Below are 15,203 nucleotides of genomic sequence, written 5' to 3'. Positions count from 1 at the left end.
GGTCACCTTGGCTTTCAGTAGAGTGCAGAAACGTGTATGAATACACCTTTATTATAACATTATTTATTATGTTTTGTAAATATAAAATAAATCAATTCATCCCACCACCTATAGAGGTAAAGGACTTCTTGATTAGGGTGTTAAATCACTTCAAGATTAATAACTTTCCCAATAGTATAATACCCATCTAAGACGATATATAGTGTAATTGAATAAGTGTTTCCGGCTTCATATTTCGATAATGATCCGCCACGGTGATAAGTATCAACTCTACTGAAATACTGTTCTTCTACTTCTGTTAATAAATCAAAATTGATATCGAATAGGATTCTATCCGTTTGTCCTTTAGTAATCGTAAGTGTGTTTGTCAAAGGATTATATGTATCGTGATTAATTCTTATAACATCCTTACTAAAAGTTGTATCATAAATAACTAATACAATATCGTAGATACCAACCGTATCTATAATTAGAAAATCAGAAATATGTGGCATAATATCCATAGCATTATAATACCCATGTTGCTCACTATCAATGTTAAATGCATCTATAACATGACTAGATGGCGCGTCTAGAGGTTCGATTATCTTATTTGTGTCTAAATCATATTTTAAGTATACAACCTCACCTCTAATATTATAAAATGCCTTATACGGTATGACTTCAATCTCAATTGTTTTTTCGATTTTTAAGAAACCCAAATTGATTTCTACAACTATTTCGGTTGATCCTGGTTTTAATCCTGTAATGGCATTATAACCTTTGATATCAATATACTCGTTTGAGTCGGATTTAATCACTGTTTTATATGTAAACGCATGGTCTCTTATTGGCGCCCAACTGAGAAGGGTTTCTTCTCCTAAAGATACTTTTAAGTCGTTATTTCGATAAGGATTATCTATTCCATTTGTACTAATAAGTTCCAATGAAATATCCTCTGAAATGTCTTCAAGGTTATTAACAATAGGATACACCTCATAATCATCAAAAATGATATCTGATATTTGCACATCCCCATTAAACTCCCATTTATTCTCAAATAGAATATGAAGTCCTTGAATCAAATCATTCACATATGTTACATAATAGTTTACACGTTGTTCGAGATGAGTTTGGTGATTTGGATTTTCGGACCAAAACATAGCTAATGACATACCAACTTCTAATTCAACTGTCCCAAGAACGATATCTCCAAGAATAAAATCTAATTGATAGGTCTCTTCATCTATAAGTTCTATTGAAAAAGGAGATGATTCTACACTAAAGCTTTTATAGACTTTATGCTCAATATAATAAACCTCAAGACTCAATAAATGGATTTCATAAACACCTTCTGATTTCAAGGTTTCTGGAAAGGGCACTTTCAGATTTAAAGCGGTGTTATCGGTGATATTCATTTTATTCTCAAACGTTACATCTTTGATTTCATAAGATGAGTCATTAATGAGTAGCACAACAGATGGGAAACTTATTTGATTATTATAGGTAGAATATTGATCCATGCTTACTTCAATTTCTATAATAATATCTCTATATGTACTCACATATGCGTGTTCAACATTCTTTTGAACATATACGTCTTCGATAACGGGGGTGTAGGATTTCAATAAGTTTAGAGCATCTTTATTACTCTCTGTTGTATATACCATCATAACCGTTTGGGAAATCAAGTATAGAATCGTTAACGGAATTGAGGCAAAATGAATCCATTTAATGGGTTCAAATACCCTTAGTTTCTTGATTTTTTTATTGAGTCTTTTTTCAATATACCAATTATAAAATACAAGGTATATTGTGTATATTAAAATAGATAATACGGCTAAATAAAGTAGTACTATGCCGTTGTTTTCAATAATCTTAATCATGGTATCCTCCTATAAATCCATTTTTTCAATAAACAATTTGTAAAAGAGTTTCGTCACAATAAATCTCATATCTCTAGTTGTTTGTATGTTAAACTTTTGACCAGTCAGAGTATTAATATGTTTTACATGATTTTTATTGATAATGACGCTCCGACTAATCCTAAGAAAATCGTCTGGCAAGTCAGTTTCAATCTCTTTTAAAGGTTTTCTGACATCGAATGACTTCTCTAGTGTATGAATATGAATGATATGATCAAAGCTTTCAAGCGCTATTAAATGATCATTATCGATCAATATAACGCCTTCAGAGGTTTTAATGTGGATACGTCTACTTTTAAAGGTTGTATCTATTAATAGCCAATCAGTATCCTCTGTGATAACAAACCCGTGGCTTATAAGTTCTTGTTCGATTTCTTGATATTTACTTGGATGACATTGTAAATTTATTTTCATTTTTTCTCACCAACCAAATTTAATTTATCATAAAATGAAATTAATAGTAACCCATTAGTCGTAAGTTAATCATTTTTTATCGCGAAACGCATCTTTAACATCTTGAAATCTGAACTGATACCAAAAACCTGTACTTTGATACAATATAAATGTATGCAGGAGGTATCACATGAAAGATAAAAAGAAAACAAATAGACTATAGTGATGACAGTTATAGTTTAAAACAAACTATATTAAAATCTACTGCAAATGTATCCATTTAAGAAATAATGACGAAGGTATATATATTGATTTAGGTAAAAACACTGTAGCAATTAGTGATGGTTTAATACTAAATTGTACAGTTATACCTAACACGACTATTCAATCTAGTTTAAAAGACGTTTTATCTGTTGATGCACCAAAAGATATATATATTAATTATAAATTGGAAGAAGTTTTATTAAATGTTTCTTCTAAAATGACACCTGAAGAAATAGAGAAACGTTCACGTGTTCAAAAAAGAGGTAGATTCAGTAATGAATCAACTGAGGATATTACTATAAACGAGTCTACAAGTAAAGTTGATATTATAAAGGATAACACTCTATTCGATATAAATTAATTATTAAAGGCTTTCCTAGTTTCTGATTAATATCAGTGTATTAGAAAGCCTTTTTCTTTCGTGTTTTGATTGACCTTTCGTGTTTTCACTAGGTATAAAAAAGAAAAAAGCCTACAAATCACTTTCATTAAGTGACTCATAGACTTGTATTTTAGAAAGAAAAAAGGGATTATCTCCCTATTTTCAAATTCTATTAAGTTGATAACATTGAATCAAACTGTTGTACAAATATGTGTGATGCTATCTATCCTTTTACAAATTGACACTCTACTTATTTTTTTAGCACTCTCATTGCATTTAGAATTGCTATCAACGAGACGCCTACATCAGCAATAACGGCTTCCCACATAGTTGCTATTCCAAATGCACCAAGAACTAAGAAGAAGGCTTTAACACCTAATGCTAATATGATGTTTTGCCATACAATTTTTCTTGTTCGTCTAGCAATTTTTACCGCAGTTACAATTTTTGATGGCTCATCTGTCATAATAACAATGTCTGCTACATCAATTGCGGCATCTGCACCAAGTCCACCCATTGCAATCCCGATATCAGCTCTTGCAAGTACTGGTGTATCATTTATACCATCTCCAACAAAGAAGAGCTTACCTCGTTTTGACTTACTGTCTAAAAGTTCTTCGACTTTATTTAATTTATCTTCAGGAAGTAATTCAGCGTGAATCTCATCTAATCCTAATGCTTTACCAACACTAGTTGCAACAGATTTTTTATCTCCTGTTAGCATTATGGTTTTCTTAACTCCTAATGCTTTCAATAGTTTTATTGCTTCTTTTGAATCTTTTTTAATTTGGTCAGATACAACGATATTTCCAACATATTTTTTATTAATAGCGATATACAAGATAGACCCTAATGCAGATGATGCTTCAAATGAAATATTTTCTTTTTCCATTAAACGAGCATTTCCTACTAATACTTCATCGCTATTAACCTTTGCTTTTATACCATGACCTGAAACTTCTTTTATATCTGATACAATTTCTTGTTTAATGCTTTTGTTATATTCTTTGACAACTGATAAAGCTATTGGATGATTTGAAAAACTTTCAACGTATGCAGTTTTTTCTAGCAATTCATCTTTTGAAATATCAATAACTGGATTAATTTGGGTCACTTTAAATGAACCTTCAGTTAGTGTACCTGTTTTATCAAATACTGCAATCTCTATTTCATTTAGTGCTTCTAAATAGTTTCCACCTTTTACTAATATTCCATTTTTTGAGGCTGCACCTATCCCACCAAAGAATCCTAGTGGTATTGATACAACTAGCGCACAAGGGCATGATATGACTAAGAATATTAAAGCTCTATATAACCATTCTTCAAATGTTCCAACTTGAAAAATTAGAGGAGGAATTATAGCAAGCAACACTGCTGAAAATGTAACAATTGGTGTGTAGACTCTTGCAAACTTTGTAATAAATTTTTCAGTTGGAGCCTTTTTAGTTGTAGCAGTTTCAACTAATTCTAATACTTTAGCAACTGTAGATTCACTTGCTAGTTTTGTAACCTTAACTGTAAGTAAACCATTAATATTAATACAACCTGATAATATCTGTTCACCTACAGTCACATTCATAGGGACCGATTCACCTGTCAATGCTTTTGTATCCAGTGATGAATCACCCTCCAATATTATTCCATCTAAAGGAACTCTTTCACCCGGTTTAATAACAATAATATCATCCACATTTACTTCTTCAACTTTGATTTCTTGAACCTCATTACCTTTTTTTACATAAGCAACATCCGGTCGTATTGACATAAGTTTTTTAATCGATCTTCTTGATCGATTTACTGCTATATCCTGGAATAGTTCTCCTACCTGATAAAATAACATAACCGCAACAGCTTCAGGATATTCTCCAACAGTAAATGCACCAATAGTCGCAATAGTCATTAAGAAATTTTCATCAAACATTTTTCCCCTTAATATATTTCTAAAAGCTCGAAATACTACGTCTCCTCCTATTAACAGATAGCTTACTATAAACATAGGAAGATAAAAGACAGATGATTTATTAATAAATAATACACCAACAAAGATAAGAATGCCTACGATGAGTTTTAACATTTCATGAAGACTTACTTCTTCTCCTTGGTCATGATCATGATCGTCATTTTTCTCTTTACTCAGTTCTCTAATTTTTACACCTGGTTCGATCTTATCTATAATTTTTTGTGTTTTTTGTAAGACTTCATTTTTATCAGCTATGCCTGATAATGATAATATAAGTTTCCCTGATAAAATATCCACTCTCGCTTCTTCTATTCCATCTGCTTTATTCAATTGAATTTCAATTTTTGCAGCACAATTAGCACAGTCCAAACCTTCAATTGAACACACAATATTTTCTTCAAATGTTAATTCACTCACTTCAACACCCTCTTCTATTTCCCTTACTTTCGATTTTATCTGCACAATTTGCGCAACTAATGTTTTTTAAATGATATCCATATTCTTTCATATCTCGCACTCTTTTCTATTTATGTAAAAGGTGATCTAGTCCTTGGCTTATAAGTAGCTTAATATGGTCATCATCCAATGAATAATAAACTGTTTTACCTTCTTTTCTGTACTTTACTAACCTAGACTGTCTTAATACTCTTAATTGATGTGATACTGCAGATTGAGATGTATTAATTACATTTGCTAAATCACAAACGCATAACTCTGTTTCCATTAATGCACATATAATTTTAATACGTGTGGAATCACCGAAGGTCTTAAAAAAATCTGCTAAATTAAATATAAGATCATCACTTGGTAAACTCTCTTTTGCTTTATTTACCGCTTCAGGATGTATAATATTTGAAGCACATACATCCATTTCTAAATTTTTCATATTATTACCTCACACTCTCATATGAACATATGCTCATACATTCATTATAATTCTCATTAAAGTTACTGTCAACTGTATTTTCCATTTTAAGGCCAGTAAAAATAGCTATGTACTACAAAAATTCATGAATGGTACTCGGTATGGTGACACTATTTTTCTAAAGTAAAGAAGGTGTTTTTTCTACATAAAAAAGGTTTGACACTTTTGTATCAAACCTATCCATTCAATATGTGTTAGGGCGACTATTTTGATACAATTTCGTACCCCTTCAAAAAAATTAGTACCCCTGCAATTTTTTTCGTATCTTTATGCGTTTTTAATACTTAAAGGACAAAGTAACAAATAACCAAACTTGATAAATTGGAATATATCGCTCTATATCTATTATATTAAACTTTGTTTTCTACCCCTGTGAATCGGAATTTAGATTATTTTACCAGTATTACTTTAATTTCTTCCTCATTACGAGCCCTTTTTCAGTATCTAAAATCACTTGAAACCCACTATTTTTGTACATCTCACAATATCCTCCGAAATCTGATGAATGATAACTAGATTCTTTATACGGGTATACCTCCACAAAATCAAACCCATCTTTGGCTGCATCTTTACACACATGTTCTAATAGAAGTGTGGCGATGCCTTTTCTTTTCATCTCAGGGGCAATCACGAAACAAAATATGGACTTTACCTTTATATCCGTATCAGGTTTCTCCAAAGGTACATGATCCATAAACATTCTCCAACTTGCACATTTCACACAATCTAATTTTGTATTGGCGTTGCACCATCCTATGACCTTATCACTGTTATAAGCAAGATAGCCTTGAATGTTATCACCATTTATATATTGTAAAGCATATTTTCTTCTTTTCTCTACTGTTGAATAATCTTTGCCCTCATAATCATCATTGCACCAACACACACAATAACATTTATGTTCATCTATATGTTTATCATGTGGCGTTGTATCAAAAAAGCGTACGTAATCTTCCGCTAGGTCTGGTGTCAATTTTCGTATCTGAATATCCATTTATTTACCTCCACTAAAAAAATAATTATAATTTACCTTTTAACTTTAGCCAGATAAATTACAATTTATCATTCAATTAATTATATCCTAAATTAATGCAAATTTATAGATTATATAAGAAAATAATTTTGAACATATATCATTTATTCATGCTTATATCTTTGTTTTGCGTTTTCTTGAACCTTTCGTGTTTTAGTAGGGTCTTTCGTGTTTTTGTTGAAGCTAAAATGAGAAAAAGCCTAGTCAAAGTATCTTGATCAACACTCACTAGGCCTTAATATTTCGTGCAGATAGGGGAATTTTCCCTTTCTGCGTATAAAAAAAGGTATGAAAACATTGTATCATACCCGTTGTGCTAATATGTGTGTGCTTTACCTTTTTGATACAATTCGTACGCCTAGTTGAAAAGTTCGCACCCCTGTTCATTTTTTCGTACCCATCCTTTTTAACATTGAAATGGGGAAAAACATTTTAACAAAATCGATAAATTGGAAGTTGTCGCTCGATTTATATTATCTAATTTTTCTTTCTATAAATTAGATTAGATATTTTGGATAACCTTACTGTAATCAATATTTGTTTTTTTAATTGAAACATAGTTAGTATTTGTGTTATCATTTCTAAAATATATAAAGTCATTTATAAAATAGAAAATTGTAGAATCACCATTGTTTGTATAAACATAAACAATTAATCTTGCATTCATTTTATCATTTATATTAGAATCAGTAATTTCATATAGAACATCTAAATGCTGATAAAATTTCCTATCAAATTCCCATGCATAAGATTGAAATAAAAAAGTGTTACAACCTGCGCTTTCTATGTTTCCTATTTCAAAGCCAGTAGCCTCATATAATGATATACCTTCTTTTTTACAAGCTGTCAATCCAAAAATCACAATAAAGATAATTAAAAACACAACGATTTTTTTCATTTCTAAACTCCTCTCAAAGTTACTCTTAATAGTACGACAAATTACTATTCACGGTTTCATACTATAAATTTTTTCTCGTAACTTTCCTCAATCCTAAGGCACCAACTATAATTAAGCAAATACCAACGAAACCCAAAACTATTAAAATAGTATCTGAAACACAATTAACATTAAATATAATATTTTTTTTATACGTCTCATCCCCTTATAAATTAACAATTTTCCTTTTCAACTTTATCCCGACAACTTGAAAGTTTACGCTGGATTTATCTAATATCCTATTTAAAATATATAATTTAGATATTACTATTTAGTTAATATCCCTATAAATTTATACTATTTTTCTAAAGTATATTTTAATAGAAATTCACTAAAATCATCTGGTGTAAATAACTTTTTTTCGATTTGGTAAAATTATTGTTTATACTATACCGCATATTAATAATTGGAAATTATGTTAAGCTGCACCTTGATGATAATACCTTTAGGCAGTCTTTCTTGGTATACATATGCTATGACCTAATTTCTCAAGCACGTTACAACGGAATGTTTTACCACTTTTACCTTACTAAAGCTCAACATCTTGTGGATCATGCTACTGTTTAATATAAAGACAATGTATGATTAACTTTTAAAAACGGCGCAGAAATAGAAGCACAGTGTAGTGATGAAAAAACCCTACCATTCTTAATTCCGTGGTAAGGCTCTAGCTTTCATTAAAAACAACTATGACACTTTCTGTTTATTTAATCTTCTCATTTCGCTGAATCCAATATATATTGTCCAAACATAAGCTAATGTTTTGGGTATCATAAGCATTCCTATAAGAGGGTGAACATCGCCCCATAAAACTACAGGGATATAAAACGCAAAACTAAGAACGATGGTCAACCACATGTATTTAAAGGCAATATCATTTGTTTTCTTAGTACTTTGATAAAACAGCACAATAATTAGAATACCGATCGCGGCAAAAGGAATATTACGATAAATACCCCAAGCTAATGGCGGTGTATCGCTAGTCCATGCATTTTGCGGCATAAAGCTAAGTACAATCCTTATAATTGCTAATGCATAAACTGAAATAGTTAATGCACCCTTTTCATCAACCTTATAGCGTAAACGCCAAACATAATACAATATTATATAAAATACAGTCATTGTTATTGAGGTGATAAACTTGCCGGTTCCTAACGCAGCAGTGAAGTTTTCAAGCCCTGTTGTATTAAGTGCTAATGCTCTGGGTACAAGGTGGAAGGCATCACCTAAGCCTAAGGTTACTGCCATAATTCCAAATAGCTTATATTGCTTGTTACCGTTACTGTTTTTTATCATCATGATACCCATAATGATTACAGTAGATAGATATACAATGTCAAATAATGTTTCTATAATTGCTTGCATAATAATGCTCCTTTTCTAATAAGTTTTTTCTTTAAGACTGTGGGGATTAGTATTTACAGTACTTATATCTTTGATCAAGATTCTCAATCACCCCTTAAATGTTTCTACAAATTTTGCTATACCTCAGTCTCAAACAGACTGTTGTACAGTTCCGCATAGAAACCGTTCTTTTCAAGCAACTCTTTATGGCTGCCACTTTCGATAATATCGCCACCCTTCATTACAAGAATCACATCAGCATTCATGTTTATTTATATTTAAAAAGTGTCTTTTATATTTAAATTATTACCTTTAAATATAAGTTTTATCTTATATTGTTCTCAAATCTTTTCTTCTTTAGGCTTCCGTAAATCAATCCTGCTACTAAGCCAACAGCTGCTGGGATAATCCAGCCAAGTCCTTTAGAATAAAATGGTAGATTGTTTAGAATACCAACTTTTAATCCAAAATGTCCTAAGGCTTCTAAGATACTGACAAAGGAAGTGCATACCATTGTAAATAAATATACATAAGAATTCCCCTTGAATAAATTATGAAAGAATGCAAGGACCATAAGAACAATTGCCATTGGATATATAGCTATCAAAACTGGGAACGAAAATTTAAGTATTTGTGTCAATCCTACATTTGCAAATATCATACTTGATACAGAGAGTATTGTAATCCAAGCTTTATATGAAATCTTAGGCATTATCTTTGCAAAGTATTGACTACAGGAAGTTAAAAGTCCTACTGATGTTGTTAAACAAGCAAGAGAAAATATTAACCCTAATAATACAGATCCTTTTTGTCCAAATAAATAGAATACTACATTTGTAAGTGTTTGAGCTCCATTTTCAGTTGTGCCGAACTTTGACATTGAAGTAGCCCCCAAATATGAAAGCATTAAATATATGATTGTTAGAAATAAGCCTGCTATGGCTCCTGACTTTATAGTATTGGATACAAGCCTTTTCTCATCTGTTACTCCCATTTCTTTTAAAGCAATAGTAATTACAATCCCAAAATTAAGTGCAGCAATGGCATCCATGGTGTTATATCCTTCTACAAATCCTTTAAGCAAAGGAAAATGCACATAATCACCAATAGGAGCAGAAAATCCTCCTATGGGTTTAAATAAGCTAAATACAAATATACTAGTAATTAATACCAATAGTGTCGGAGTTAAAAATTTTCCGAATCTATCTACCAGCTTCGAAGGTGATAAGCATAACCAATAGGCTATTCCAAAAAAAACTAAGGAATATACAAATAAAGGGATTTTGCTTCCACTTATGGAACTTGATAAAAATGGCGAAATGCCCATTTCAAAGGCTAAGCTGGCTGCTCTCGGTATGCCAAGGAAAGGTCCGATTGATAAATAAATCAAGACAGTAAATGCAAATGCAAATTTGGGATGTACACGACTTGCCAATATATGAAGTCCTCCTGTCTTAGCTACTACAGCAACTGCAAGTATAGGAAGACCCACTGCCGAAATTAAAAATCCTCCCATTGCTGTTAACATATTTGTTCCTGATAATTGTCCTAATTGTGGTGGAAATATTAAATTACCTGCACCAAAAAACATTGAAAATAGCATCAAACTAACAAAAAATAACCTCTTTTTTTTAAGATTCTCCATACTAAAACCTCCATTTTATTCTTTTTCTTTTATGGTCGCTAATCTTAATATCAATATCACTTTCCATTACCATTCCCCCTTGCTGCTTATTATAATATCATTTTAGAAATAAAAAAAACCCGTCCCTATAAAAGGGACGAGTTATACCCGCGTTACCACCCAAATTTTATAAATTAATATAATTAATTTATAACACTCATTATCGTACATTATAATACGTGTTCCTTTTAAAGGTGGACTACCTGCATTACTTACTATATAAATTTCAGTTCTGCTTCTCAGAGATGATTTTCAATTAATCTTTGAACATTGGCTCGCAGCATAACGCCAACTCTCTGTAGGACAAATAATTAGTTTACTCTTTCTCTTCATAGAATTTATATATTTAATTTCATCAAAATGATTATATCATACATAATTATTAATGTCAACCTTATAATAGCTTTCTTTTTAAAGTTCATACAAAAATTCTTTTAATAGCCCTATAACTTAACAATTTATCGAGCATTCTATATTCACAATTATATCACACCTAGTTTCTGATTAATATCAGTGTATTAGAAAGCCTTCTTCTTTCGTGTTTTTATTGACCTTTCGTGTTTTTATTGAGAGTAAAAAGAAACAAGTCTACAGATCACATTCATACAGTGACTTATAGACTTGTTTTATTTAAAGAAAAAAGGGATTATCTCCCTATTTTCCTATTCTTTAAAGTCGATACTATTGTATCAACACTGTCGTGCTAATATGTGTTAGGCTACCTATTTTGATACAAATTAGCACCCTATTAGGATTTTTAGCACCCTTAAATGAATTTTAGCACCCCTATAAAAACGGCTTAACAAAGGGAACTGTCGAAAATGACTGTTTTATTTACCATATACAGTCCAACAGGTCTTTAAGATATCTGAATTACTGGACGAACTCCGTGTAATGAACTGATTGTTAGTGAGATAATTCTACCATCTATTCCTCCACAATCAACCCATTTTGATGTATAACTAACGGGACTTCGAAGCCACCACGCAGCATATCCATAGGTTGTTAAATCAGTTGACATGTAACTTATTCCTATTGCTCTTGCATAATCAGTTGTAACCGTTTGTCTAGTTTCATTTGTTGAGAAACCATAGCTATTATTTATCGCATCCTGATAACTCAATAAATATACTTTATCTAGAGTATCGTTTGAAGCATAAGGATTAGTAGGTGATTTAGTTGTTGACGCACTATTTTCTACAAGTCTAGTCAGAATACTTGCTTTCTCTGCAGACGTAAATCCAGCAGAATAAAAACTATTATTTAACCAGATGCGTATGTCAGATAACTCATAATTGTTTTTACTACCTTCGAACACTTCACTTCTGTATTGTTTTGCATCTATTATGTACTCTGATAATAATGTATACTTGCCATCAACTTCTTGTATTATACGCCACTTGATTGGTTCGACTTCAAAAAAATACATTTGTCCTTTTTGTATAATTGTTTCATTTGTGAATTGATAACCACTACTTTGATATGGATTTGTAATTACTTTAGCATATTCTTTACCCTGAAATTCATAATAGCCTTTGCTATTTGTACTTGACAAGTGAGTTAGAGAGATGTGCAAATTAGGATCGCCAACGACTGATTGTGGGTAATTTCCATAATATACAAAAGTTTTATTATCAATTGTGAAAAACTCGTGCATTTGAGTCCATTTTGCATAAACTGTTAGATTTTGATTTGGCATAGTTTTTATAGATATAGACACATCAAGTAACTCACTAATACACCATCCAACAAAAATATACCCATCTCTTGTTGTTTTACTATTAATTTCACGACCATAATCAAGACTAATTGGTAAAATTTCCGTCCCACCGTTTGTTACAAATGTTATGGTATATTGATTCATTTCTACATTAGAATATAGTGTTAAATCTCCTGTCATATTGAAAATTTTTTCAATTTTGACAGTATTATCAACATCTAAATACCAACCTATAAATGTTCCTTCAATCACAGTTGGTTCAGCTAAAACAATGTCTGAAGTTATGTTATAAAGCGTGGGATTATTTGAGTCATTACTCGTGTTTTCATTCATTACGTAGATAATATTATATACAATAATTTGCCACTTCGCATAAAGTAATAAGTCATTAACAACAGTTTCAACTAATGGATCATAAAAAGAATCAATTGATAAACTGGGATCATTGTACCATCCTACAAAAGTGTAACCTTCTTTCTCAGCAACAATTCTAATAATACTTCCATGGTTTTGAGTAACCGGTGATACTTCAGTTCCACCATTCGTTTCAAATGTTATCGTATATTGATTGATTGCATAAGTTGCTTTAATACTGATATCATTCGCTGGCATAGTCAATGGTATTGATTGATCCCAACCTGAGAATGTATATCCCTCTCTTATTGGCTCATCGACGATTATTCCACTCAAATTTGCATTATAGCTATAGTTTTTTTCATATATCACTGTATCGTCATGATCTCTAAAGGTTAATGTATATTGATTAATACTCCATTTTGCGTATAGTGTGATATCTTCTGCTGGCATATTTGTAAAAGGATAAACTGTTGATAAGGCTTCATCCAAATACCACCCGCCAAATGTATATCCAACTCTACTTGGCTCATTAGGCTCAGTTACTACAGTTCCATAATCTTGTGTGATTGAATCTACATTAGTGCCTTCATTGCTATCAAACGTGATTGTGTATTGATTAATTGTATAAGTTGCTTTAATACTGAGATCATTCGCTGGCATAGTCAATGGTGTTGATTGATCCCATCCATCAAAAGTATAACCCTCTCTTGTTGGATCATCAGCGACCAATTCACTTAAATCTGTATTATAATCATAACTTTCTTCATATAAGACTGTATCATCATAATCTTTAAATGTTAGTGTATAACTATTTATATTCCACTTAGCATAAAGCGTTATATCATCTTGTATCTGTGTATCAAGAAGTGAATTCGCTGTAAAGGGTTGATTAAATGTATTATTATCCCAATACCAACCACCAAAAACATATCCTTCTTTCGTAGGATCATCTGGCATTGAGATAACAGATTTCCCATCTGTTTTTATTTCAGAAACTTCAGTTCCACCATTAGAATCAAAATTAATTTCAAAACTAACAGCATTGTTATTACACCCCGTTAATAGTAAGACGATGAATGTAATCATTACAATAGATAAAGATTTTATTTTACTAGACATAGCTTCCTCCCAAGTCATAAAACTTTTATTATTAAAAAAATCATATATATTTATTCTATTATATGACTTTAAATCAATTAGAACAAGACTAGCTTTCATATGTAAAGTTTTAAATTAAAATGGAAAAATAGTAAAAGACCACTTGAGATTTCAACAAATTTACTAAATATTAACTTCAAAGTTTAAGCTTAATGCTTTATTCATTATAATATCAATCCTTTTATCTATAAATGATAAATTTCTAAAGATGAAGACTTACTTAACAGAAATCCGTTTTTTTGAGCTGTTCTAAAATCAATTCACTTACAACACCGATATCAGTCATGTGGATCAGATCCTTTTCATAAACTCTTAGCGTCATTGTTCTATCTTTTATAGTTGCATATCCAACTTCAATCCAATAGAAACAAAACATAAACTCATTAGGTAGATTGTGTTCTTCAGGTATCTCTAATTCAACAAGGATTGGTGTTGATGCATTCCAATCTTCAATGTTCTTATTATCAATATCCTCTTTAATACGTAATGAATAGACTCCATTTCTGAAAAAGTAATGTCTTGACTTCATCTGATTCATTTTAAGATAAGAGATCAATTTTCTGTCATTTGTAATGGTGACAAAGTCTCCTTCTTCTCTATAAAAAACATCAGTGTACATGCCGTTGATTAAATCAACAACATAGTCTCCGTCACCATATGGTTCAGGATGTGGGTAAAACTTTTGAATCAAGTTCCTTGGTACTTTAATTTCAATACTTTTCATAAGTATCTCCTTCTGGCACTTGCCATTCTATTTACAGGATTTCCCTGCATTACCCTTCGTACCAAGGCATTATATTTAATTCATAAATCTTAAAAACTGATTGACTCCTGCATTGATCCATCCTTTTAATAAATACGAAGACCGTCTCCTCCTAGTTAAAAATTCAAGGACTTCATTATACGTACTACTATTATAATCCTTTAATACATTTGCTGTGCTTTCTATCTTAGCAATAGACTCATTATCAAATTGAGTTATCTTTAAGTAATCGCACAGGTATTTAATTGCTAATTTGTATGACCTTGCTTTTCCAGACACTATCTCGTTTGTACAATATTCTTCAAAATCGTCTAAAATTCTGTCTATATTATTCATCTCTCTGTATATCCTTCTCTATTTTAAGTTTTCAAAAGGTAAA

General features: G+C 31.1%; 11 protein-coding genes and 1 other annotated feature. All 11 genes read right to left on the bottom strand.

The features are described 5' to 3' along the window. Positions 1–140: 140 nt before the first annotated feature. The 11 genes from JN09_RS06705 to JN09_RS06655 all read right to left on the bottom strand — a co-directional run bounded on the left by JN09_RS06705 (position 141) and on the right by JN09_RS06655 (position 15,160). Complete coding sequence (locus JN09_RS06705) at positions 141–1,865, bottom strand: hypothetical protein (protein ID WP_204434113.1); 1,725 nt, start codon at positions 1,863–1,865, stop codon at positions 141–143. Positions 1,866–1,874: 9 nt separating this feature from the next. Beyond that, positions 1,875–2,318, bottom strand: a complete 444-nt coding sequence (locus tag JN09_RS06700; protein WP_204434111.1) for a LytTR family DNA-binding domain-containing protein — start codon at positions 2,316–2,318, stop codon at positions 1,875–1,877. Between the two features lie 875 nt (positions 2,319–3,193). Beyond that, entirely contained in the window at positions 3,194–5,365 is a 2,172-nt protein-coding gene (locus JN09_RS06695; RefSeq protein WP_308699525.1) for a heavy metal translocating P-type ATPase, read from the bottom strand. A gap of 61 nt (positions 5,366–5,426) precedes the next feature. Further along, positions 5,427–5,789, bottom strand: a complete 363-nt coding sequence (locus tag JN09_RS06690) for an ArsR/SmtB family transcription factor (RefSeq protein ID WP_204434109.1) — start codon at positions 5,787–5,789, stop codon at positions 5,427–5,429. A gap of 442 nt (positions 5,790–6,231) precedes the next feature. After that, entirely contained in the window at positions 6,232–6,822 is a 591-nt protein-coding gene (locus JN09_RS06685) for a GNAT family N-acetyltransferase (RefSeq protein ID WP_204434107.1), read from the bottom strand. Positions 6,823–7,363: 541 nt separating this feature from the next. Further along, a complete protein-coding gene (locus tag JN09_RS06680) occupies positions 7,364–7,759 on the bottom strand; it encodes a hypothetical protein (protein WP_204434098.1) in 396 nt (131 codons plus the stop codon). A 726-nt stretch (positions 7,760–8,485) separates the two neighbouring features. Next, the gene (locus tag JN09_RS06675) at positions 8,486–9,163 is read right to left on the bottom strand and encodes a hypothetical protein (RefSeq protein WP_204434096.1); all 678 of its coding nucleotides are present in this window, start codon (positions 9,161–9,163) and stop codon (positions 8,486–8,488) included. A 304-nt stretch (positions 9,164–9,467) separates the two neighbouring features. Continuing rightward, positions 9,468–10,787, bottom strand: coding sequence for a branched-chain amino acid transport system II carrier protein (gene brnQ, locus JN09_RS06670; protein WP_204434094.1), 1,320 nt, complete (start codon positions 10,785–10,787; stop codon positions 9,468–9,470). Positions 10,788–10,916: 129 nt separating this feature from the next. Beyond that, positions 10,917–11,168: a binding site (T-box leader), on the bottom strand. Between the two features lie 517 nt (positions 11,169–11,685). Continuing rightward, positions 11,686–14,022 (bottom strand): InlB B-repeat-containing protein, encoded by a 2,337-nt coding sequence (locus JN09_RS06665; protein WP_204434092.1) that lies wholly within the window; start codon positions 14,020–14,022, stop codon positions 11,686–11,688. 259 nt (positions 14,023–14,281) lie between these two features. After that, positions 14,282–14,785, bottom strand: coding sequence for a hypothetical protein (locus tag JN09_RS06660; RefSeq protein ID WP_204434090.1), 504 nt, complete (start codon positions 14,783–14,785; stop codon positions 14,282–14,284). A 75-nt stretch (positions 14,786–14,860) separates the two neighbouring features. Next, complete coding sequence (locus tag JN09_RS06655) at positions 14,861–15,160, bottom strand: hypothetical protein (RefSeq protein WP_204434088.1); 300 nt, start codon at positions 15,158–15,160, stop codon at positions 14,861–14,863. Positions 15,161–15,203 lie beyond the last annotated feature (43 nt).

Origin of the sequence: Paracholeplasma morum, assembly GCF_016907055.1 — a bacterium.
Lineage (GTDB): Bacteria > Bacillota_I > Bacilli_A > Acholeplasmatales > UBA5453 > Paracholeplasma > Paracholeplasma morum.
The sequence above is the reverse complement of the archived record's forward strand: the minus strand, read 5'-3'. Positions and strand labels throughout refer to the sequence as shown.

What these genes read in the sequence shown, in the direction of transcription:
- JN09_RS06665 (WP_204434092.1), bottom strand. Translation starts at nt 14,022, where the DNA reads ATGTCTAGTAAAATAAAATCTTTATCTATTGTAATGATTACATTCATC.
- JN09_RS06655 (WP_204434088.1), bottom strand. Translation starts at nt 15,160, where the DNA reads ATGAATAATATAGACAGAATTTTAGACGATTTTGAAGAATATTGTACA.
- JN09_RS06675 (WP_204434096.1), bottom strand. Translation starts at nt 9,163, where the DNA reads ATGCAAGCAATTATAGAAACATTATTTGACATTGTATATCTATCTACT.
- JN09_RS06685 (WP_204434107.1), bottom strand. Translation starts at nt 6,822, where the DNA reads ATGGATATTCAGATACGAAAATTGACACCAGACCTAGCGGAAGATTAC.
- JN09_RS06700 (WP_204434111.1), bottom strand. Translation starts at nt 2,318, where the DNA reads ATGAAAATAAATTTACAATGTCATCCAAGTAAATATCAAGAAATCGAA.
- JN09_RS06690 (WP_204434109.1), bottom strand. Translation starts at nt 5,789, where the DNA reads ATGAAAAATTTAGAAATGGATGTATGTGCTTCAAATATTATACATCCT.
- brnQ (WP_204434094.1), bottom strand. Translation starts at nt 10,787, where the DNA reads ATGGAGAATCTTAAAAAAAAGAGGTTATTTTTTGTTAGTTTGATGCTA.
- JN09_RS06705 (WP_204434113.1), bottom strand. Translation starts at nt 1,865, where the DNA reads ATGATTAAGATTATTGAAAACAACGGCATAGTACTACTTTATTTAGCC.
- JN09_RS06660 (WP_204434090.1), bottom strand. Translation starts at nt 14,785, where the DNA reads ATGAAAAGTATTGAAATTAAAGTACCAAGGAACTTGATTCAAAAGTTT.
- JN09_RS06680 (WP_204434098.1), bottom strand. Translation starts at nt 7,759, where the DNA reads ATGAAAAAAATCGTTGTGTTTTTAATTATCTTTATTGTGATTTTTGGA.